The organism is Micromonospora olivasterospora (assembly GCF_007830265.1).
GTDB lineage: Bacteria > Actinomycetota > Actinomycetes > Mycobacteriales > Micromonosporaceae > Micromonospora > Micromonospora olivasterospora.
In genome coordinates this window covers 6,531,856-6,551,341 of the sequence record NZ_VLKE01000001.1, presented here as the reverse complement: position 1 = coordinate 6,551,341, position 19,486 = coordinate 6,531,856, and the positions used below count along the sequence as shown (strand labels likewise).

Sequence of the window (19,486 nt, the reverse complement as noted above, 5' to 3'; positions counted from 1 at the left end):
CCCGCGCGGATCCCGGGCGCCCCTGCCCGACCGGCTCACGTCGGACCTTGCCATCCGGAGGTTTCACGGTGCGGCTGTATTTGACAGCGCTCAATCCGACCGACTCCGTCCTCGACGGGTTCCTGCCGGCCGCCGCCCGGCTCGGGCTACCCGTCACGGTGCTCACCGACCAACCGGACGGATGGCCACCGGTGGTCGCCGACGTCACCGGCTGCGACGTCCGCGACGCCCGCGCCGTCATCGACGCCATCCACCACGGTCCACGACCCGCAGCCGTGTTGTCCAACAGCGACCATCTGCAGACCCCGACCGCGCTCGCGGCGGAATACCTCGGCCTGCCAGGCAAGGACTGGCGGGCCACCCTACGGTGCAAGGACAAGCGGCTCACCCGGCGGACCCTGGCCGACGCCGGCCTGGACACGGTCGCCACCGTCACCCTCGGCCCGGACGACGACGTCGCCGTCGCCGCGTCCCTGCCCTTCCCCGCGGTGGTCAAGCCCCGCGAAGGCGTCGCCAGCGAAGACACCTACCTCGTCACCGACCTGGCCGAACTCACCGCTCGGGTAGCCGAGGTCCGGGCGCGTCGGCCGGAGGTGAGTCTCGTCGTCGAGGAGTACCTCGCGGGCGAGCTGCACACCTTCGACACGCTGGGCGACGGGTCCGCCCTCGCGGTGACCGGGGGCTGGCACACCACCCTCGGCCCGCCGCCCAGCTTCGTCGAGGAGAGTCTCGACTGGTCGCCGGCGCTGCCCGCACCGGTGGTCGCGGACCTGCGGGCGCAGCTCGACGCCCTCGGCGCCGGTTTCGGTGCATGCCACACCGAGTTCGTCCTGCAGGAGGGCCGGGCTCGGCTCATCGAGGTGAACTACCGGCTCATCGGCGACCGGATGGACCTGATCCTCGCTGAACTGCTTGAGGTGCCCCTGTTCGAGTACGTCATCCGGGTGCACCTGGGCGAGTCGCTGGCCGCTATGCCGCTGCCCGACCCGAACACGGTCCCGCGGTACGTCCGGGTGGAGTACGTCTGCGCCGGCCGGTCCGGCACCCTCGTCGCGGCACCCGGCGCCATCGACCTGCAGCTAGGCGATGCCAGGGTCGGCTGCCGACCGCTGCGGAACGTGGGGACCACCTCCGCGGTCACCGGTACCAACCGCGACTATCTGGCCGTCGTGCACGCCGTCGGCGCGGACCCGGAAGCGGTGGCGGTCGCCCTGCGCAGCTTCCGCGCCTCCCACCGCTGGGACATCGCATGAGAGTGCGGGGCGAGGCACCCACCGACGCCTATAAGACCACGGAGCAGCAGGTGTTCCAGCGAGTCCTGGACGCGCTGCTGCGCGAGAACCACCTGGGCCTGAGCACCAACGGTCACCGCGACGGCGATGACTGGTGCACGCACACCGGCCGGGACAAGCGGCTCCGCCTGCCAGTACGCCCCGACGGTTTCCAACACCACCTGCGAACCTCCCGACCGATGTTCCTCGCGCAGCGAGGCGACGACATCCCAGTACTGGTCGACACCCTCGACGCGCTGCTCAACATCCTCGCCCCGATCGACGATCCGCAGGCGCAGACCGGCTGGGCGGCGTTCGTCGCCGAATGCCACGGCGAGTTGGCCGCCCGGCGGCTCGCGGCACAGCACCAGAGCGGGGTGTACGCCGCGGTGGCCGCAGCCCGCGCCGAACAGCCGACGGGGATGGCCGGCGCCCTGCTCGACGAGACGCTCGCCGCACACACCGACCACCCGGTACACCCGACCAGCCGGTGCCGACACGGCCTGGACGACGCCGAACTCCGCGCGTACGCGCCGGAACACGCCCCTACCTTCGCGCTGCGGTGGTTGCCGACCAAGCGCGCCGAGGTCACCCTCACCGGAAGCCTGCCGCCGTGGTGGCCGGGCACCGGTGACCCGGACACCATGCTGCTGCCCGTCCACCCGCTCACCGCCGACCGGCTGGACCTGCCGGCCGTAGACACCCCACCCGTGCTGGTCCGCCCGACGCTGTCGATGCGCACCGTCGCCCTCGCCGCCGACCCGTACACCCACCTCAAGCTGCCGCTGGCCACCGCCACCCTCGGCGCCCGCAACCGGCGAACGATCGCCCCCGGCACCCTGACCGACGGCGACGCCGTACACCGCCTCCTGCAACGTATAGCCGCCGGTGAGCCGCGATTCGCCGACCGGATCCTGCACGCCGACGAGACCACCTACGGCCACACCGGCGACGAGACGCGAGCGTTCCTGCTGCGCCGCTACCCGACCACGCTCGCGTCGAGCCTCGTCGTCCCCGTCGCTGCCCTTGCGGCACCGGACCCCGGCGGTACGACCGTCGTCGAGCGGGTGGCCAGCGGTGACCCACGACCGCTGCTGGACGCCTACCTCGACCTGCTCATCGACTGGCACGTGTACCTGTGGCTGCGCCACGGCATCGCGCTGGAGGCACACCAGCAGAACATCCACCTCGTGATCGACCCGGGCGGCGGGGTGCGGCTGCTCTACAAGGACAACGACGGCGCCCGGCTCGACTCCCGGCACGCCGTGGCACTCGACGACGCCCGCATGCGGGTCGACGATCCGGGCGAGCTCGCCGACGTGTTCACCACCATCACCCTGCACCTGTGCGCGGCGGCGCCGCTGCTCGCCCTCGCCGCGCGCGGTCTGCCAGTCCCAACGCCTGCCGCGGCCCTGCGGCACCGGCTGGTCGCCGCGCGGGACCGGTGGGCCGGTGGCGCCTGCGCACGCCTGTTCACCGAACGCGTGCTGGACGCCGCCACGCTTCCGATCAAGGCGATGCTCACCGCCGGAACGCTGCTGCCCAAGGACCGGATCGGCTGCGCCGACATCAACAAGTACTACCTGCGCACCGGCCCGAACTATCTGCGGGAGGACCCGTCGACGCGAGGAGCGAGCTCGCGAGCCCTCGCCGCGCGGACCGAGGAGACACCGTGACCGCGACGCTTCAGGCACCCACGACTGCACCTGAGCTACGCCGGCGCCACGTCGCCGCCGTGGTCGCCTGCCACTTCACCGCGGCGTTCGCGGCACTGGGGTTGCCGCCGTACCTGCCCCAGCTCTTGCCGGCGCTCGGTGACCCACACGCGACCTGGGCCGGCGCGCTCTACGTCGTGCCCACCGCCGCGACCGCACTATCGGCGCCGCTGTGGGGCCGGCTGGCCGACCGGTACGGCCGGAAGCGGCTGCTGCTGCGCGCCCAGCTCGGCCTGGCCGTGGCGTTCCTGCTCACCTCCCAGGTCCAGGCGGTGACAGCGCTGGCGGCCACCCTCGCCCTGCAGGGGCTGCTGGGCGGCACGTTCGCCGCAACCGGCGCCTACCTCGCCGCCGGACTCAGCGGGCCCCGACTGGCCAAGGCACTCACGGCGGCCCAGGCATCCGCCCGGGCGGCACTGGCCGTGGCGCCGACCGCAGCCGGTCTGCTCGCCACCCACGTCGACGTGCGAGGTATGTATGCCATCGCCGCCCTCGGACCGCTGGTGGCCGCCGGCCTGACCCTCGCCCTGCCCGAGCCGCGCCCAGCGACCACGACGGCGGCACCGGCCGACCCGCTGTCCGGGTCGGGCCCGGCGCCGAGCATCCGACTACTGTGCGTACTGGAGGCGGCATTCGTGCTGGCCACGGTCGTCACGTTCCCGTACCTGCTGCCGGTGGTGCAGGCCGCCTGGCCCACCGCCGGTCCCGCCCTGGCCGGCGCGCTGTTCGCCTTGCCGCACGTGTGTTACCTGCTCGCGGCTCCGCTTGTCATGCCGAGGCTGGACCCGATCCGGGGTCTCACGGCCGCGTTCGCCCTCGTCGCGCTCGGCGCCGCAGCCCACCCAGCGGCGGTAACCTGGGCAAGCCCCCCTCTGCTCGTCACCGGCAGGCTGCTGCTCGGCGCCGGACTGACCTGCGGCCTGGTCGCGCTGGCGAAGCTGACCGCCCGCGCCGCCGCAGCCCACCCGCCCGGCCGGCTGTTCGGCACCGTCGAAGCCTGGTCCAAGGGCGGCGCCGTCGCCGCCGGGCTGTCCGCCTCCATCCTGGCCGGCCTGTCCGGACCGGCCGCGCCGGCGCTGTTCGGTGCGGTAATCGCCGCACTCAGTGTTTCCTTCATCCTCAGGAGCAGCCGATGACCGCCGCAGTCGCCCTGTCCACCGCGGATGTCGCCGCCAGCCACACCCTGCTCGGTTGCCTGGCCAGAGAGGTGTGCGGGCCGGAACGACAGATCACGATCACCGACGGATACGCCCTGGTCCGCTTGCCCCGCAGCGACGTGCTGCTGCGCTGCGAGGTCGCCCGAATGTCCGCAGTCGGCGCACACCGCTACACCGGGCCGGTGCAGCGACTGTCCGGCGACCTGTGGTCGCCGGTCACCGCAACCGACCTGGCCACCCTGGTCGGCGACGAACTGCGGCTGCGCACCGGATTCCCGAACGAGGAATTCGTGACGCAGGTCGCCGCCAGCCGCGACGCGCTGCAACGAGTTCTGCTGCATCGCCCCGCCGCCGACCCGCAGCCCACCGGTGATCCCGTCACCGACTCCTACGTGGACTCTGAGCAGTCCCTCGTCTACGGCCATCCCCGGCACCCGACGCCCAAGTGGCGCAGCGGCGACACCGAGGCCTGGGACACCTACGCCCCTGAACTGCGGACCACAGTTCAGGCGCACTGGATCGGCGTCCCCCGCAGCCTGCTCGCCGAAGACGGCCCCTTCGACCAGCTCATCAGCGCACTCCAACCGCCGCCCGCACCCCCGGGCCACGTGCCGCTGCCGGTGCATCCCTGGCAGTACCGACTCGCCGGGCCACTCGACCCGCGCCTGCGTGATCTCGGCGTCGGCGGCGCCACCCTGCGACCGACCGCCAGCGTACGCACCCTCTACGCCCCCGGGGCCGACCTGTTCGTCAAGACCAGCCTGCATGTGCGGATCACCAACTGCCTACGCAAGAACGCCCGGTACGAACTCACCGGCGCGGTCGCCCTCACCAGGCTCCTCAGCGGCGTACCCCTGGCACCAGGCACCGCGCTGCTACCCGAACCGGCGTACCGCACCGTCGACGTGCCCGGTCTGGACGAGACCTTCGGCGTCATCCTCCGCGGCGGCCTGCGTGGTCACCTGCGCCCCGGCGACATCCCGGTTCTCGCCGCCGCCCTCGCCGCCAGCCCCCTCCAGCTGGCCGACCCCGTAGGCTGGTGGCGCGCATACACCAAGCTGCTGGTCCCGGCCATACTCGGGCTATGGGCCGAACACGGTGTCGTACACGAAGCCCACCTACAAAACGTCGTCGTCGTTCTCAACGCCGACCGTCACCCGATCCGGATGCTGCTGCGCGACCTCGAAGGCGTCAAACTCGACACCGAACGCCGCGCCGACTGGCTCTGCGGCCTCCCATCCTCCATCGGTTACCACCCAGAACAGGCGTTCAACCGCGTTGCCTACTGCCTCTTCGTCAACCACCTTGCCGAACTCGCCGGAGCGCTAGCCGATGCCCACCCCGGCATCGAGGCGCAACTCTGGGCCGCCCTGCGCGACGTGGTAAGCGAGACGACCAGGGCACTGGGATCACCGCCCCAGCTGCGGGCGGTACTCGCCGGGGTGCCGCTGCCCGCCAAGGGCAACCTGCTCGTGCGCTGGCAACGCGACGCCGACCGGCACGCCGGCTACGTTCCCTTCCCCAACCCGCTGGGACAGGCGCTGTGAACCGACCAACCTACCTGTACGACCTGGACGCGCTCACGACGCACGCCGCCGCCATCCGCGCCGCGCTGCCGAGCAGGGTCGAGCTGCTGTACGCGATGAAAGCCAACCCCGCCCCCGAACTGCTGCGCACCCTCGCCCCGCACGTCGACGGCTTCGAAGCCGCCAGCGCCGGAGAGCTGCGCCACCTCGCCCGTACCCTGCCCCGAGTCCACCCGGCCGTGCTCGGCGGGCCCGGCAAAACCGACGCGGAACTCAACGCCGGCCTCGCCGCCGGCGTCCACCGGTTTCACGTCGAGTCCCCGCACGAACTGCGCCGCCTCTCCGCACTCGCGACGGCCGCCGACACAGTCGCCAACGTGCTCCTGCGGGTCAACCTCCCGGTCGACCTCGAGGGTGCAGCACTGATCATGGGCGGCGCGGCAACCCCGTTCGGGATGGACCCCGAGCAGGCCCGCGACTGCGCGCGCCTCGACCTGCCCGGGATACGCATCCACGGCGTGCACGCCCACCTCGCCAGCGGCCTGACCGCACCGGCGGCGGCGATGGTCGCCCGCCGAATCGTGGACTGGGCGGTGTCACAGCTCGGCGCCAGCGAGGTCAATGTCGGTGGCGGCATGGCCGTCGACTACACCAACCCGGCGAACATCTTCGACTGGGCCCGCTACGGCAGCGACCTTCAGGCGCCCCTCGCGGAACACCCCGAACTCGTGCTACGCATCGAACCAGGCCGCGCAGTCACCGCCTACTGCGGCTGGTACGTCACCGAGGTCATCGACGTCAAATTCTCCCGTGGAGAATGGTTCGCCGTCGTCGCGGGCGGCACCCACCACCTACGCACCCCAGCGGCGAAGGGGCACTCCCAACCGTTCCTCATCTTTCCCCGCACGGACTGGGGCCACCCGTACCCCCGTCCACGCACTGGCCACGGTCCGGTAACCATCGTCGGGCAACTCTGCACACCCAAAGACATCTTGGCCCGCCCCGTCGAAACCGACCCCATCTCTGCGGGAGACGTCATCGCTTTCGCGATGGCGGGCGCATACGCGTGGAACATCAGCCACCGCGACTTCCTCATGCACGATCCGCCCACCTTCGAAGTGGGAACCCTGGGGGAGCTGACCAGTGGAAAGATCCAACCGGGCACGCAGGCACCCGTTGGGATCACATAGACGGTGTGTCCGGTGGCGAGGACAGCGTCAACGACCGGCCCGTCAGGCCGCTCGATACCCACACCCTCGACCTGGTGGCGGGCCAGCAGCTCGACCAATCGCGCCGGACCTGCTTGGTGTGAGCGATGATCGCCCGGCGTGCCGGTCGCGGCGTTCGCCGGCCGGGCAAGACCAACGCCGAGATCAACGCCGCGCTCGCCGCCAGCGTGCACCGCTTCCACGTCGACACCAGTCGGGGACCAGACTGGTCATCGTCGTCGGACGAGTCAGCGTTGGGGGAATGAGCGGACGGGTGCGGGCACTGCGATACCCACCTGGTCGCCTGGGCGAGGTACCCGATTGCCGGGGACGCGCGCCACGAGGCGGGTGGTCTGGTCGACCAGATCCAGGCGGACCATCGCGTCGGCGCCCTGGTAGGTCACCGACGAGACCGATGCCTTGGTATCGGACGGCTCGCCCAGGACGAGTTGCTCGGGTCGCACCATCACGAGTACGTCGCCGGTGGCCGGCTCGGCCAGGTCGAGTTGGCCCAGACAGCAGTGGACGGTCCGGCCGATGGCCTGGCCGCTGAGGAGCATCGCGTCGCCCAGGAACCGGCCGACCTCGGGCGTGGCCGGCGCGCCGTACACCCCGGCCGGGCTGTCGACCTGGGCGAACCGGCCGTCGAACATGACGGCCACCTGGTCGGCGAACGACAGTGCCTCGGCTTGGTCGTGTGTCACGAGCACGGTGGTGGCGCCCCGCGCGGCGAGAGCGGCACGTGTGGCCTCGCGGGTTGCGGCGCGCAGCGCGGTGTCGAGCGATGAGAACGGCTCGTCGAGCAGTACCACTGATGGTTCGCGGGCCAGGGCCCGGGCGAGTGCGACACGCTGCTGTTGCCCGCCGGACAGCTCGTCCGGCCGGCGGCGGGCCAGGCTCGGGGACAAACCGACGAGTTCGAGCAACGGCTCGACCTGGGCCGCTCGGCGCCGTTCGGCTCGCGGCAGCCCGAAGGTGATGTTGCCGGTGACGTCGAGGTGCGGGAAGAGCGCGCCGTCCTGTCGGACGTAACCGATGCCGCGCCGCTCGGGAGCCACCAGTGTCGGCCCGTCGGTGAGCACCTCGCCGCGTACCTCGATTCGCCCGTGGTCGGGCCGGATGAACCCGGCGATCGCCCGTAGCAGCGTGGTCTTGCCGCTGCCGGAGGGACCGAGCACCGCGGTGAAGCTGCCTGCGGGCACCTGCAGATCGACGTGGTCCAGTACCGGCGGGCCGCCGTAGCCGACGGTGAGCCCGGTGACGGAGATGCCGGCGCCGCTCATCGCTGGTCCAGGATCTGCCGGCGCAGCAGGACGGTGAGCGGGGCGGACAGGGCGATCATCGCCGCAGCGTACGGGGCGCTCGCCACGTAATCCAACTCGTCGCTTGCCGACCAGAATGCGGTGGCCAGCGTCTCCGTGCCAGTCGGGGCGAGGAGCAGGGTCGCGGTGAGTTCGGTCGACGTCGCGAGGAAGACCAGGACGAATCCGGTCAGCGCCGATGGCAGCACCAGCGGAAGGACCACCCGGATGAGGGTACTGAGACCGGACAGCCCCAGCGAACGCGATGCCTCGAGTAGTTCGGGCGGAGCCGCGGCTAATCCGGACCGCCAGGCGACCATGGCGCGGGGCATGAAGAGCACCGTGTAGGCCAGCACCGCGAGTGCGGCGGTCTGGTAGGCAGGGCGGGCCCACTGCACGGCCAGCGTCACCAGCGCCAGCCCGATCACCACCCCGGGAAGCGCGCTCGCAATGTAGGTCACCCGCTCCAGCGTGGTCGCCAGTCGAGACGGGTACCGGTGCAGGAGCCACGCGGCGGGCAGCGCGGCGACCGACGCCGCCAGGCCCGCCAGCACCGCGAGGCCGACAGTCGAACCGGCCGCCGAGAGCAGCGGGCCGACAACCACCGCGCCGGACGTCATCGCCCGTACCAGCCACCGCAGCACCAGCACCAGCGGAACCAGCAGCGCCAGGCCGACCAGCGCGACGAGTGCGGCGGATGCCGGGATGGTCCACGCGCCCAGGCGGTACGCGACCGGACGTTGCCGGGCGCCGGCGCCCATCCGGGCGATCCGTGCGCGGCCGCGCAGCGGCACCTCGAGGGCCAGCAGACCAACGCAGAGCACCACGAGTACTGCGGCCAGCAGGCTGCCGGCGGCGTTGCTGAACCCGACCGCGAACTGCTGCAGGATCGCCGTGGTGAAGGTGGGAAACCGCATCATCTGCAGGACGCCGAATTCGGCCAGCAGGTGCAGGGCCACCAGCAACGCGCCACCGGTGATGGCCGGACGCAACTGCGGCATCGCCACCCGTAGAACCGCTCCCAGACCGGATGAGCCGAGCGACCGTGCCGCGTCCAGGTGCCCCTGGTCGAGCGCCCGCAGCAGAGCCGCAGCCGGCAGGAAGACGAACGGATAGTAGGCCAGGGCGGTGATGAACACCGCGCCCCACAGCCCCTGCACCGCCGGCAGCACCGACGTCCAGGCGTAGCTGCTGACGAACGCCGGGATGGCCAGCGGCGCCAGGAGCAGGGTGCGCCACGCGCCGGCGCCCGGCAGGGTCGTTCGCTCCACCAGCCAGGCCGCACCACAGCCCAGCAGCACGGTGATCGGAACGGTCAGCAGGACCAGGAGCATCGTGTTGCCGAGCAGTTCGGCCGTCCTCGGCCGCAGCAGCAGCCTCGACAGCTCGTCGCCGGCGGTAAGAGCCTGACTGCTCACGACCAGGACCGGCAGGACCATCACGGCCGCGACCAGGACCGCGGCCGCCACGACAAGCCACGGCATACGGGTGGACCGACGGGCGCGTACGACCGGCCGGGGCGTTACCGGTGCGTCGTACGCGGCGGCGGGCGACTCGCGAAGGTCAGATGATGCCGGCATCGATCATCAGCTCATTCACCTTGTCGGAGTTCAGCGTGAAGGGGTCGACCGGCGGCGCCTGCAGGCTGTTCAACGGCGGCAGCGCGGGCGCCGAGGCGACACCACTGCCCACGGCGTACTCCATCGACTGGGAGTCGACCAGCACCTGCTGCCCGGCCTTGCTGGTGATGAAGGCCAGGAACTTGTGGGCCTCGGTCGGCTTCTTCGTCCGAGCCAACACAGCACCTCCGGACAGCGACACGAACGCGCCGGGGTCCTGGTTACGGAAGTAGTGCAGGGCAGTGTTGCCGCTGCCCTCCTTGGTGCCAGCCTGGTCCCGGTACCAGTAGTAGTGGTAGATCACGCCGCACTCGATCTCACCGGCGTTGACCGACTTCATCGTGGCGATGTTGTTCTGCAGCACCCGGGCGTTGGACTTCAGCCCGTCCAGCCAGTCAGAGGTCTTCTGCTCGCCCTGACCGGCGAGCATGCCCGCGACAATGGCCTGGAAGTCCGCACCACCGGGGGCACAACCCCAGCGGTCCTTCCACTGCGGCCCGGCGAGATCCATCAGCGACTTCGGCAGGTCGGCCTTGTCGAGTTTGGCGGTGTTGTAGACCAGCACCGTGGACCGGGCGGCGATCGAAGTCCACGCCTTCGACGACGGAGCCAGATTGGCCGGCACCTGCTGTCGGGTCGCCTCGTCCAGCGGGGCGAGCAACTTGTTCCGCTCGACCAGCGTCATCGCCGGACTGTTCTCGGTGAGGAACACGTCGGCGGGAGACGCGGAGCCCTCGGCCACGATCTGATGCCCCATCGAGGCGTCGGAGCCCTTGCGGACCTGCACCTTGATGCCGGTCGCCGCGGTGAACGCCTCCGCCCACGCCTTGGTGAGGTTCTCGTGCTGAGCGGAGTAGACCTGTAGCGAACCGGGGTCGGCGACGTACCCGTCCTCGGATTTCGACCCGCACCCCACCAGGCCCACTGCCCCGAGGGCCCCCAGGCCGGTCAGGAACGTGCGTCGACGCATGTCATGTCCTCTCTCACGAATGGCTTCGCCGCCACGCGACGACGGATGACTGCGACCGCCGGCAGAGGCGACAGCCGCCGGCGCAGGACGTAGTTGCCGACCGCACAGAACCCCAGGCCGGCGGCGATCGCAGCCGCGAACTTGATGGTCGGAGAGCCGAAGAACGTGAACACCTGGAACTGCACGAGGTAGATGTGCAGCGAGGCGGCGGCCAGCGCGCCAAGCGGACGGACGAGCAGCCGCGGTACCGGTAGCGCGGGAACGAGCGCCAGCAACGTGAGCCCGACCATGATCGTCAGGTTGCGTGCGGCTTCCCCGGGGAAGAAGCCAAAGGCGGCGCCTGCGGCGACCGCTGTCGTGATCAGCCGGCGCCTGCGGCTGTCGGCCGCCGCCATCGCGGCTCCCGCCATGAACAGCCACGCCACCGTGCCCGGCAGACCACGCAGCGGACCGTCGTACAACGCGAGCACCAGATAGCGAGGCACCAGCAGCACGGCCACGGCGACCATCGCGGTGCGCCAGGCGTCGGCCGCGTATGCGGCCCGCAGCCACGGAACAGCCAGCACCGCGACGGTGGCGACCATGATCACCAGGTAGGCCTCGACGAACCAGAAGTTGTTGCCGACCTGCGGCCGGGCGAGCCAGTGCACCAGCGCGACGTTCGACCAGTGGCCCGTTCCGAACCCGAACAGCATCACCGCCGCGACGGCCACCGCCGGGACGACGACCCCGGCCGCGATCCGGGCGGTCCGCCGCACGCGCTCCGCTGTCGTCGGCGAGGCGAGTACGTACCTGGCGAACAGAAAGCCGGCGACCGCGAGCAGGATGTGCGCTCCGCCGGCCAGCCGGAACAACCCGACATGACTGCCACAGATCGTCACCACGGCCGCGCCGCGCAGGACGACGGTCGTCTCGACCCGCCGCACCAGCAGACGCCGCCACCGGGAACGTGGCGGCCGGTCGGCGAGCGCGACCAGGTCGCGCACCGGGCGGTGGTGCCAGTCGCACGGCAGATCACCGAGCAACCGCGTCAGGCCGACGGACGCCACGACGTGGCTGAACGAGTCGCCGCCGAGCTCGACGAACGACCGATCGAGGTCGATGCCACCGGGGCCGACAAGCGGCTCCAGTACGGCGACCACCGCAGCGGCGGTCTCTGCCTTCTGGCCGGGGGTCCCCGTGACGTGCAGGTCGGCGCTGCGCCGGCGGTCGACTTTGCCGTTGGGCAGCAGCGGGAGGTCGTCGACCGCGCGGACCGAGATCACCGACCGGCTGAGACCGGAAACCTGGGCGGCCTCGTCGCGAACATGGTCGGGGGAGTGCCCACCGCGCCGGTAGGTGACCTGAAGCTGGTCGTCGCGGCCGGTGACGCAGGACCGCAGCCCCCAGCCGCGCAGGGAACGCTCGACCTGGCCGAGGTCGATCCGGATTCCCATGATCTTCACGAAGTCGGACCGCCGTCCGACAATCCGGACCAGTCCGTCCCCGTCGATCCGCGCCAGGTCACCGGTCCGAAGCTCGGTGTGCATCCGACCCAGGGCCAAGTCGTCGGGCTGCTCGGCGTACCCGAGCATGACGCCTGGACCCGTGAACACGAGCTCGCCAACCGGGCCATCGCCCACCGCTTCGTCGACTCCGGCCGGGTCGAGCCGGAACGCCGACCGGGCGATCGGCCATCCCACCGCATCGGGGTATAGCTCCGACAGCTCGGGGGGCAGCACCGCCATCCGCGCGGTGGCCTCGGTCTGGCCGTACATCACCGCCAGTCCCCAGCCGGCCGCGCGGCCCCGAGCGGCGAGCTCTCGCACCCGTGCCGGCGGCAACGCGCCGCCAGCCTGGGCGAGCAACCGGAGCGAAGGCAGCTGATCCAGCACACCTTGGACGTCGAGCAGATCCACCACGTGCGGAGTGGCGGCAACCACGGTCACCCGGTCGCGGCGCAGATCATCGGCGAAGCCGGGGTCGGTCACCGACCCGGGCCGCAGCACCGTGGTGGCACCGGCCCGAAGCTGGGCATGCAGCACCGACAGCCCGAAGCAGTAATGCAGCGGTAGCGAGGTGACCGCACGGTCGGCCTCCGTGATTGACAGCGCGGCCCCGATCGCCTCGGCGTTGCTGAGCACGTTGCTGTGGCTGAGCCGCACCAGCTTGGGTGAACCGGTACTGCCCGACGTACTGAGCAGCAGCGCGAGATCCGGATGCAGGAGGTGCCGCGGTTCGTCGGAGTCGCGGTTCGACGTTGCGGTCTCGAAGGTGCCATCCGGATGGAGCCACAGGTCGGGCTGGTAGACCGTGGTGATCGACTGATGCTCGGGCGGGGTGATTAGTGCCACGTGGCCGGCCGACAGCACCGCCAGATAGCCGAGCACCAGGTCGCGGTGCGGGGCCAGTGGCACGTGCACGAGCCGCCGACCAGCCTGTGCTGACGGCAGACCGGCCGCGAGCGCAGCCACCCGATCGGCCAGCTCCCCGTAACTGAGACAGCCGGCCGAGTCGACAAGGGCAGGGTGATGCGCGTCGGCCGTGTCAGACACCGGGACGGCGGCGCGCACCCGACGGGGATCCAGCAGAGGCACGGTAGGTGAGGCTAACCTAAGCAGCCGTGGCTGTCCAGCCGGCAACGACGAGCAAGATCACCGTGTTTACTGTCGGTCTGACGATGCCGCACGTCGGGTTACTGGACGTGCTCGACCACCGCGAGCGGCAGCACGTCGATCGCGCTGTACCGGAGGCGGATCGCGCCCGGTTCCTGCTCGGAGCGGCACTGCTGCGCACCGTCGCCGGCGCAATGCTCGACCTCCCGGCTGAAGCGGTGACGGTGGACCGCACGTGCTCTCACTGCGGCCGCTGGCACGGCCGGCCGATGCTGCCGGAACTGAACTGGAGATGTCGGTGTCGCACAGCGGCGCGGTGGTGACCGTTACCGCCCTGCCCGGCGGGCGGGTCGGGGTCGACGTGCTGCGGCGTCCGCTGTCCCGGGCCCTGGTCGATCAGGTGCTGGCCAGCGGCGACGCGGCAGCGCTGCGGGTGACGGGCGAGAACTCTACCGTCCCGCCGGACGTGTTCGAGATGCTGCGCCACCCCGACCCGTCGGTCCGGCGGGGAGTCACCGGTCGCCTCGACCTGACCGGCGACCAGCTCGTCAGGCTCGCCGCCGACCCAGCGGTCGAGGTCCGCACCGCGGTCTCCACCCATCCCGGCCTCACCGAGCAGCATCGGGCCGGCATCCACATCGATGTGACCACTGTGCCGGGGAACGGACACTACGGCTCCGCGGACGTCCGCTGCCGTTGGATTTCCTGGCGGATCCAGTTCCGCAAGGCCTCGTGATGCACCCCAAGCTGACGTGCCAGCTGGCGGATCACCGGCTCTGGGTCCGACTCCCGATACAAACGCACCGCAGACCCCGGCCGTGACCGACACCCAGGTGCACGCTTCGCCAAAGATCGATGAGCACTCCTAGACGCTAGGCGCAGAGCCAAACCCGCGCATCGCGATTACTGCACTGTCATGCGGCGGGAAGAACCACGCTCAGCACGTCACGGCGCAACCTGAAGGCCTTGACGCCAGGAGGGGTGTGCCGGGTGCCAGCCCAGTTCGCGCTTGGCCTTGGCGTTGGATGCGCCGCGCAGTTCGGTCATGAGCACGACGCCGGCGGGTCCGGCGGCCAGCCGTCCGATGAACCGCGGTACGCGCATCGGCTTCTTGGCACCCAGCATGGCCGCCAGTTCCGGCAGCCATTCGGCGACCGGGGCGGGGTCGTCATCGACGATGTTGTAGATACCGCGGCCGCCGTTCTCCACCGCTGCGACCGTGGCCGCCGCGGCGTCGGCGATGTGCACGAACGACCACACCGCGCCGCCGTCACCGACGACCGGGAACTTGCGTTTGCGGATCATCTCCAGCTGCTCCGAGCCGGGGGCCATGGAGGTGCCGGGCCCGTAGAACGCGCCGTAGCGCAGCACGATCCCTTCGCTCCAGGCGGCGCCCAGCACGGCCTTCTCCAAGTGTTCGATCGCGGCGATCATCGGGGCCATCTGGCTGACCGGTGAGCGATCCAGGGGATCCTGTTCGGTCTTGACCGGCCCGCCGGTCCGCGTGTAGGTGAACGCGCCGTTGCTCTGGGCGACGAACCGTCGTACTCCTGTGGCGCGGGCGGCCGCGAGCAGGTTGTCGGTGCCCTCGATCCGCAGCCGGTTGGTGGCGGCGAAGCTGCGGTCGAAATGGCGGGTGTCGATGTGCCCGATGGCGGTCAACTGGTTGACGATCACCTCCGGGGCCGCCTGGCGCACCGCCGCCTCGACCTGGGCGCGATCCAGCGCATCGGCGATGACCGGCACCGCGCCCAGCTGTGCTGCCCTGGCCTTGTTGGACTCGCTGCGGATCATGGCGAACACCTCGTGTCCCGCATCGGCCAGACGCGGCACGAGTTCCTTGCCCATGGCTCCGGTCGCTCCTGCCACCAGCACCCTCATCGTGGGCTCCCTTGCTTTCCGGCTCGGATTTGTCACTTGAACCGGATGGCCCGCCGCTTGCTGACAGGAGCCAGAGGTGATGCCGGTCACATGACGAGCAGCGGCTCCCCGTGGTTGGCCACCGCCCATTGCTGGGTCGCGCGTTCGAGCTTGTCGGGGTTGGCCTGGGTACGGCAGGCGGTGATGCCCTCGGCGGTGACCTGCAGGCACATGATGGCGACGACCCGGCCTTCCACGACGGCCACGACGGCGGGTTCGCCATTGGCGGTACAGGGATATATCTCGGGCGAGCCGCCGACGATTGCGCGCTTGGCGTCGGCCGGCTGGAACATTCCCCACACGAACTTCGCGACCGCGACGGCTCCCTCGAACGCCTTGGTGCGTGCCGGAACCTTCCCTCCGCCGTCGCCGATGGCGATGGCGTCCTTGGTGAGCAGGCGTACGAGCTCACCGGTCTGGCCACTGGCGGCGGCCGCGAGGAACTCCTGGACGATCCGCTGAGCGGCGGCCCGGTCGATCGCGCTGCGGGCTCTGCCGTCCGCGACATGCTTCTTGGCGCGGTGAAAGATCTGCTGGCTGGCGGCCTCGGTGATGTCGAGGATCTCGGCGATCTCCCGATGCGGGTAGTCGAAGGCCTCCCGCAGCACGTACACGGCTCGTTCCTTCGGAGACAGGCGCTCCATGAGGGTGAGCACCGCGTACGAGACCGATTCTCGCTGCTCCGCGGTGTCGGCCGGGCCGAGCATCGGGTCCCCCGCGAGCAGCGGCTCGGGCAGCCACCGGCCCACGTAGGTCTCGCGGCGTGCCCGGGCGGAGGTGAGCTGGTTGAGGCACAGGTTGGTGAGCACCTTCGTCAGCCAGGCCTCGGGGACCTCGACGCGGTCGACGTCGGCGGCCTGCCAGCGCAGGAACGTCTCCTGCACGATGTCCTCCGCCTCGTCCGCGGAGCCGAGGAGACGGTAGGCGATGGCCTCCAGGCGCGGTCTCGACAGCTCGAACCGGTCGACGTCCTCCACCGTCAAAGGCATGACCTGATCATATTTCCCGCAGGTCGGCCAGCCGATCACCGCCCCTCTCGGGAATCTAGGCCATTCGGACAGCGATCACGCCGCTCCACTCGAAGGGGATTGGCGCGAGCGAGCATCCTGAACCTGCCGATGAGCGCGTGCCGCGCGCTCGTAGTCGTGCAAGACGGTGCGGATGGTGGCGCCCGGGCTGTTGACGTCCGGCGCCATGTGGACCGAGGCGATCGTGGCTGGGCGACCGGCCTGGCGGCACATCCCATCCGGGGTGGTCTTTCGGGAGGTGCCGGGCGGAACCTTCCGCATGGGCCTGTCCGACGCTGAACTGGCGGCGGTGCGCGCAACCCAGCGAGGCTGAGTGGGAGTACGCGGCCCGAGCCGGCACCACCACCCTGACGTTCCGGGGCGACGGAAAACCCGGCGAGGACCACCTGCTCGACGACTTCGACGATGAGCAGCGGACAGCCGCCGCGGAGAACGCCTTCGGGATAGCCGCCATGGGCTCGGCGAACGAAATCTGCGCCGATGTGTGGGTTCCCGGTTTCGTGGGCGCCCCGGCGGATGCCCGCCCACGCACCGGCGACGGTCCCAGGGTGGTACGCGGCGGTGCCGCCGACCTCTACCCGTGGCAGGGCGGCGACGAATGGCTGCTGCTGCTGCTCGCCGCCACCCGGTATGAACACACTCAGTTCACCGCGGTCCGCCCGGTCGCATCCCTGCCACCCCGCAATTAGCCAGAGCCGCCGGACGAGATGAATACACCGCAACGTCCGCTCACCGCGGAGCGGACGCTACGCGGCGCCACGGTTGTCGGGTCTCCCAGACCGGCTGCTGGGGATTGCGCCGGGCATGTCTCTGGCGAGCATCGGGTCGCTGGTGGTCGCGTTCGGCGTGTGGGTGGTCAGGCGCGGCCGCGTACGAGTGGCAGGAAGACCTCGTCGACGATCTCTACCAGTACCTCGTCGGGGACCGAGGGGATGCCGCGCATCGCGTACTCGGCTCGCAGCAGCATCATCGGCGTGGTCGCGACGCGCGGATGGGCGGCGTCCGGCGGTGCGTCGCCGCGTGCGATGGCGCGTTCGAGCATGGTCAGCCAGGCGCGGTCCATGGTGTCCGCGCCCGACCGTTCGCGCATGAGGTCGAGCAGTGCCGGCTCGTCCGCCGCAGCCGCCAGCAGGCTGCGTAGGACGGCTCCGTGCGGCGAGGACCACGTCTCGTTCGTCCGCCGCAGCATCTCGAGGGCGTCGCCGCGGAGGGTGCCCGTGTTGGGGTTCGGCATGACGGCGTCGGAGAGGTGGCGGTACGCCGCGATGCCCAGCGCCGCTCGATGCGGCCATCGGCGGTAAATGGCGTTTTTGTTGGTGCCGGCCCGGGCGGCGACCCGGTCCATGGTCATTCCGGCGTAGCCGGACTCGCGCAGTTCCTCCGCCGCCGCGTGCAGGATCGCCCGTTCCAGCTCCTCGCCCCGGCGCCTGGTGCTCATGTCTTGCAGGGTACTCGACGTACCTTATAGGGTACGCGGCGTACCTTGCGAGCGAGGAGAGCTCAGATGCGTGTCTTCGGCATGAACTACGACACCGGCTTTGTGAGCGCCGGCTCCACGACCCACGAGCCGTTCGATCCGGAGACGGTGCGGCGTGACCTGCGCGTCATCCGCGAGAGTTGCACTGCGACGCGGTGCGCATCACCGGCGGTGTCCAGGACCGGCTGGAGCTGGCCGCGCGGTTCGCCGCCGAGGCTGGGCTGGAGGTGTGGTACTGCCCGTTCACCAACGGGCTCGACCGCGACGGGCTCATGGCGTTCGTGCTCGACGGCGCGGGGCGGGCCGAGCGGCTGCGGCAGAGCGGGGCGTCGGTCGTGTACCTCACGGGCTCCGAGATCGCCATGTTCACCGATGGCTTTTTGCCGGGCCGCGACCTGGCAGAACGCATGGCGTTGTTCACCGATCCGATGCGGATGCGGGAGGCGGTCCCGGCCGCGCGGGCCGCGGTACGCGACTTCCTCGCCGAGGCGGTGCCCGCGGTGCGGGAGCGGTTCGGCGGCCCCGTCGGCTACGCCTCGATCCCGCTGGAAGACGTCGACTGGGCACCGTTCGACATCATCGCCAGCGACGCCGGCTACCGCGACGCGACCAACGCCGCGGCGTTCCCGCAGATCTTGGCGGCGGCGGTGGGGCAGGGCAAGCCGTACGCCGCGACCGAGTTCGGCTGCTGTACCTTTCGCGGCGCGGCCGATGTCGCGGGAGGCGCGGAGCCGGTGACGTACGACGAGCACGGCCGCACCGCGCAGCTCACCGCGCAGCTGGAGCGTGACGAGGAGGGCCAGGCCCGCTACGTCCTGGACCTGCTGCGCGACTACGAGGCCGGCGGGGTGGAGGCGGCATTCGTATACACGTTCGCGAACCGGCACCTACCCACCACCGGCGACCTGGACCACGACTACGACCTGGCCGCGCGCGGGATCGTGCGGGTACTGCCGGACGGCTCGTGGACGCCGAAGGCCGCGTTCCACGCCCTGGCCGAATACGGCCGCACGCGCGCTCGGACCCTCGCGAAGTAGTCGCGACCTCGTCCCGCCCGTGGCGCCCAGCGCGACCGTGAGCAGCCCGCGCTCACGCCTGACCGGCAACTGCGGCTTGTCCGGTACGGCCTTCACCACGCGCGCCTGCTTCCAGACCGGAAGCTCGGCAAGCTTCTGGGCAGCCAGTTCGGCGCCCACGAAGTCCGGGATCGAACCGTGCACGTCCGGTTGAGCGGCGCGGTGTTCGGTGAGCAGGTCCCAGACGCGGTGGCGAACTTCGTTCTTGGCCCCGTCGGGCTTCGCCACGGACAACCCTTTCTACGACGCCGCCATCATGGTGAAGAGTCGGTCGTACACCTGATCTACCACAGGTTCTTTCCGCCAGGGACGGGGTTCCTGTGCCACGCCGAAGATCACCTTGAGTCCACCGCCACCCCACGGCTTTGCCGTAGGTCTGTCGCTTGAGCAGCTTGATCTTCGTATTCACGCCCTCGGTGGGTCCGTTGCTGCAGGGCACGGTCAGGCCCGCGACCGCCGGGCCCAGGTCCTTGTCCAGTCCTTTGAGGTAGGAGTCGAAGCCGGGCAGCATGTCCGCACGGGTGGTGGCGATCCAGCTGGGAAGGTCCTGGCCGCGGCGCCCGGTGAGGATGGCGGCGAACTCACGTACTCGGGCGGCGAGGGTGGTCATCTCGGGGCAGGCGG

General features: G+C 70.7%; 17 protein-coding genes and 1 pseudogene. 10 read left to right on the top strand and 8 right to left on the bottom strand.

Features of this window, described 5'->3' with window-relative positions:
• The first annotated feature begins 68 nt into the window (after positions 1-68).
• The 6 genes from JD77_RS29590 to JD77_RS32595 all read left to right on the top strand — a co-directional run bounded on the left by JD77_RS29590 (position 69) and on the right by JD77_RS32595 (position 7,143).
• Positions 69-1,253, top strand: a complete 1,185-nt coding sequence (locus tag JD77_RS29590; protein ID WP_145777118.1) for an ATP-grasp domain-containing protein — start codon at positions 69-71, stop codon at positions 1,251-1,253.
• Positions 1,250-2,947 carry an IucA/IucC family protein gene (locus JD77_RS29585; protein WP_145777117.1) on the top strand — a complete coding sequence of 566 codons (1,698 nt, stop codon included), beginning with the start codon at positions 1,250-1,252 and terminating at the stop codon, positions 2,945-2,947. The genes JD77_RS29590 and JD77_RS29585 overlap by 4 nt, the downstream gene beginning before the upstream one ends.
• Positions 2,944-4,122, top strand: coding sequence for an MFS transporter (locus tag JD77_RS29580; RefSeq protein ID WP_145777116.1), 1,179 nt, complete (start codon positions 2,944-2,946; stop codon positions 4,120-4,122). The genes JD77_RS29585 and JD77_RS29580 overlap by 4 nt, the downstream gene beginning before the upstream one ends.
• Positions 4,119-5,690 (top strand): IucA/IucC family protein, encoded by a 1,572-nt coding sequence (locus JD77_RS29575; protein ID WP_145777115.1) that lies wholly within the window; start codon positions 4,119-4,121, stop codon positions 5,688-5,690. The genes JD77_RS29580 and JD77_RS29575 overlap by 4 nt, the downstream gene beginning before the upstream one ends.
• Positions 5,687-6,859: a type III PLP-dependent enzyme gene (locus JD77_RS29570; protein ID WP_145777114.1), complete on the top strand. Its 1,173-nt coding sequence runs from the start codon at positions 5,687-5,689 to the stop codon at positions 6,857-6,859. The genes JD77_RS29575 and JD77_RS29570 overlap by 4 nt, the downstream gene beginning before the upstream one ends.
• 125 nt (positions 6,860-6,984) lie before the next feature.
• The gene (locus tag JD77_RS32595; RefSeq protein WP_170286599.1) at positions 6,985-7,143 is read left to right on the top strand and encodes a hypothetical protein; all 159 of its coding nucleotides are present in this window, start codon (positions 6,985-6,987) and stop codon (positions 7,141-7,143) included.
• Here JD77_RS32595 and JD77_RS29560 read toward each other — a convergent pair.
• The 4 genes from JD77_RS29560 to JD77_RS29545 all read right to left on the bottom strand — a co-directional run bounded on the left by JD77_RS29560 (position 7,126) and on the right by JD77_RS29545 (position 13,319).
• Complete coding sequence (locus JD77_RS29560) at positions 7,126-8,160, bottom strand: ABC transporter ATP-binding protein (RefSeq protein ID WP_145777113.1); 1,035 nt, start codon at positions 8,158-8,160, stop codon at positions 7,126-7,128. The genes JD77_RS32595 and JD77_RS29560 overlap by 18 nt on opposite strands.
• On the bottom strand, positions 8,157-9,647 hold the full coding sequence (locus JD77_RS29555) for an ABC transporter permease (protein WP_211372741.1): 1,491 nt from the start codon (positions 9,645-9,647) through the stop codon (positions 8,157-8,159). Before JD77_RS29555 ends, JD77_RS29560 begins: the two co-directional genes overlap by 4 nt.
• Positions 9,648-9,741: 94 nt before the next feature.
• On the bottom strand, positions 9,742-10,767 hold the full coding sequence (locus tag JD77_RS29550) for an iron ABC transporter substrate-binding protein (RefSeq protein ID WP_145777111.1): 1,026 nt from the start codon (positions 10,765-10,767) through the stop codon (positions 9,742-9,744).
• Positions 10,746-13,319: an AMP-binding protein gene (locus JD77_RS29545; RefSeq protein WP_170286598.1), complete on the bottom strand. Its 2,574-nt coding sequence runs from the start codon at positions 13,317-13,319 to the stop codon at positions 10,746-10,748. Before JD77_RS29545 ends, JD77_RS29550 begins: the two co-directional genes overlap by 22 nt.
• A 50-nt stretch (positions 13,320-13,369) precedes the next feature.
• On the opposite strand from JD77_RS29545, the gene JD77_RS29540 reads away from it, so the two are divergent.
• The gene (locus tag JD77_RS29540; protein ID WP_145777109.1) at positions 13,370-13,684 is read left to right on the top strand and encodes a 4'-phosphopantetheinyl transferase family protein; all 315 of its coding nucleotides are present in this window, start codon (positions 13,370-13,372) and stop codon (positions 13,682-13,684) included.
• Positions 13,660-14,097: a hypothetical protein gene (locus tag JD77_RS34460; RefSeq protein WP_246141095.1), complete on the top strand. Its 438-nt coding sequence runs from the start codon at positions 13,660-13,662 to the stop codon at positions 14,095-14,097. Before JD77_RS29540 ends, JD77_RS34460 begins: the two co-directional genes overlap by 25 nt.
• A gap of 209 nt (positions 14,098-14,306) precedes the next feature.
• Here the strand turns inward: JD77_RS34460 and JD77_RS29525 are convergent, their stop codons facing one another.
• A complete protein-coding gene (locus tag JD77_RS29525; RefSeq protein WP_145777106.1) occupies positions 14,307-15,242 on the bottom strand; it encodes an NAD-dependent epimerase/dehydratase family protein in 936 nt (311 codons plus the stop codon).
• Between the two features lie 86 nt (positions 15,243-15,328).
• Entirely contained in the window at positions 15,329-16,270 is a 942-nt protein-coding gene (locus JD77_RS29520) for an RNA polymerase sigma-70 factor (protein WP_145777105.1), read from the bottom strand.
• A gap of 205 nt (positions 16,271-16,475) precedes the next feature.
• Between JD77_RS29520 and JD77_RS35815 the strand changes: the two are divergent.
• A pseudogene (locus JD77_RS35815) lies at positions 16,476-16,998 on the top strand (formylglycine-generating enzyme family protein).
• 167 nt (positions 16,999-17,165) lie between these two features.
• On the opposite strand, the gene JD77_RS29510 reads toward JD77_RS35815, so the two are convergent.
• Positions 17,166-17,747 carry a TetR/AcrR family transcriptional regulator gene (locus tag JD77_RS29510; RefSeq protein WP_145777104.1) on the bottom strand — a complete coding sequence of 194 codons (582 nt, stop codon included), beginning with the start codon at positions 17,745-17,747 and terminating at the stop codon, positions 17,166-17,168.
• Positions 17,748-17,941: 194 nt separating this feature from the next.
• Between JD77_RS29510 and JD77_RS29505 the strand changes: the two genes are divergently transcribed.
• Positions 17,942-18,823 carry a glycoside hydrolase family 113 protein gene (locus tag JD77_RS29505; protein WP_246141091.1) on the top strand — a complete coding sequence of 294 codons (882 nt, stop codon included), beginning with the start codon at positions 17,942-17,944 and terminating at the stop codon, positions 18,821-18,823.
• A 52-nt stretch (positions 18,824-18,875) separates the two neighbouring features.
• Here the strand turns inward: JD77_RS29505 and JD77_RS35810 are convergent, their stop codons facing one another.
• A complete protein-coding gene (locus JD77_RS35810; protein ID WP_145777103.1) occupies positions 18,876-19,472 on the bottom strand; it encodes a transposase in 597 nt (198 codons plus the stop codon).
• Positions 19,473-19,486 lie beyond the last annotated feature (14 nt).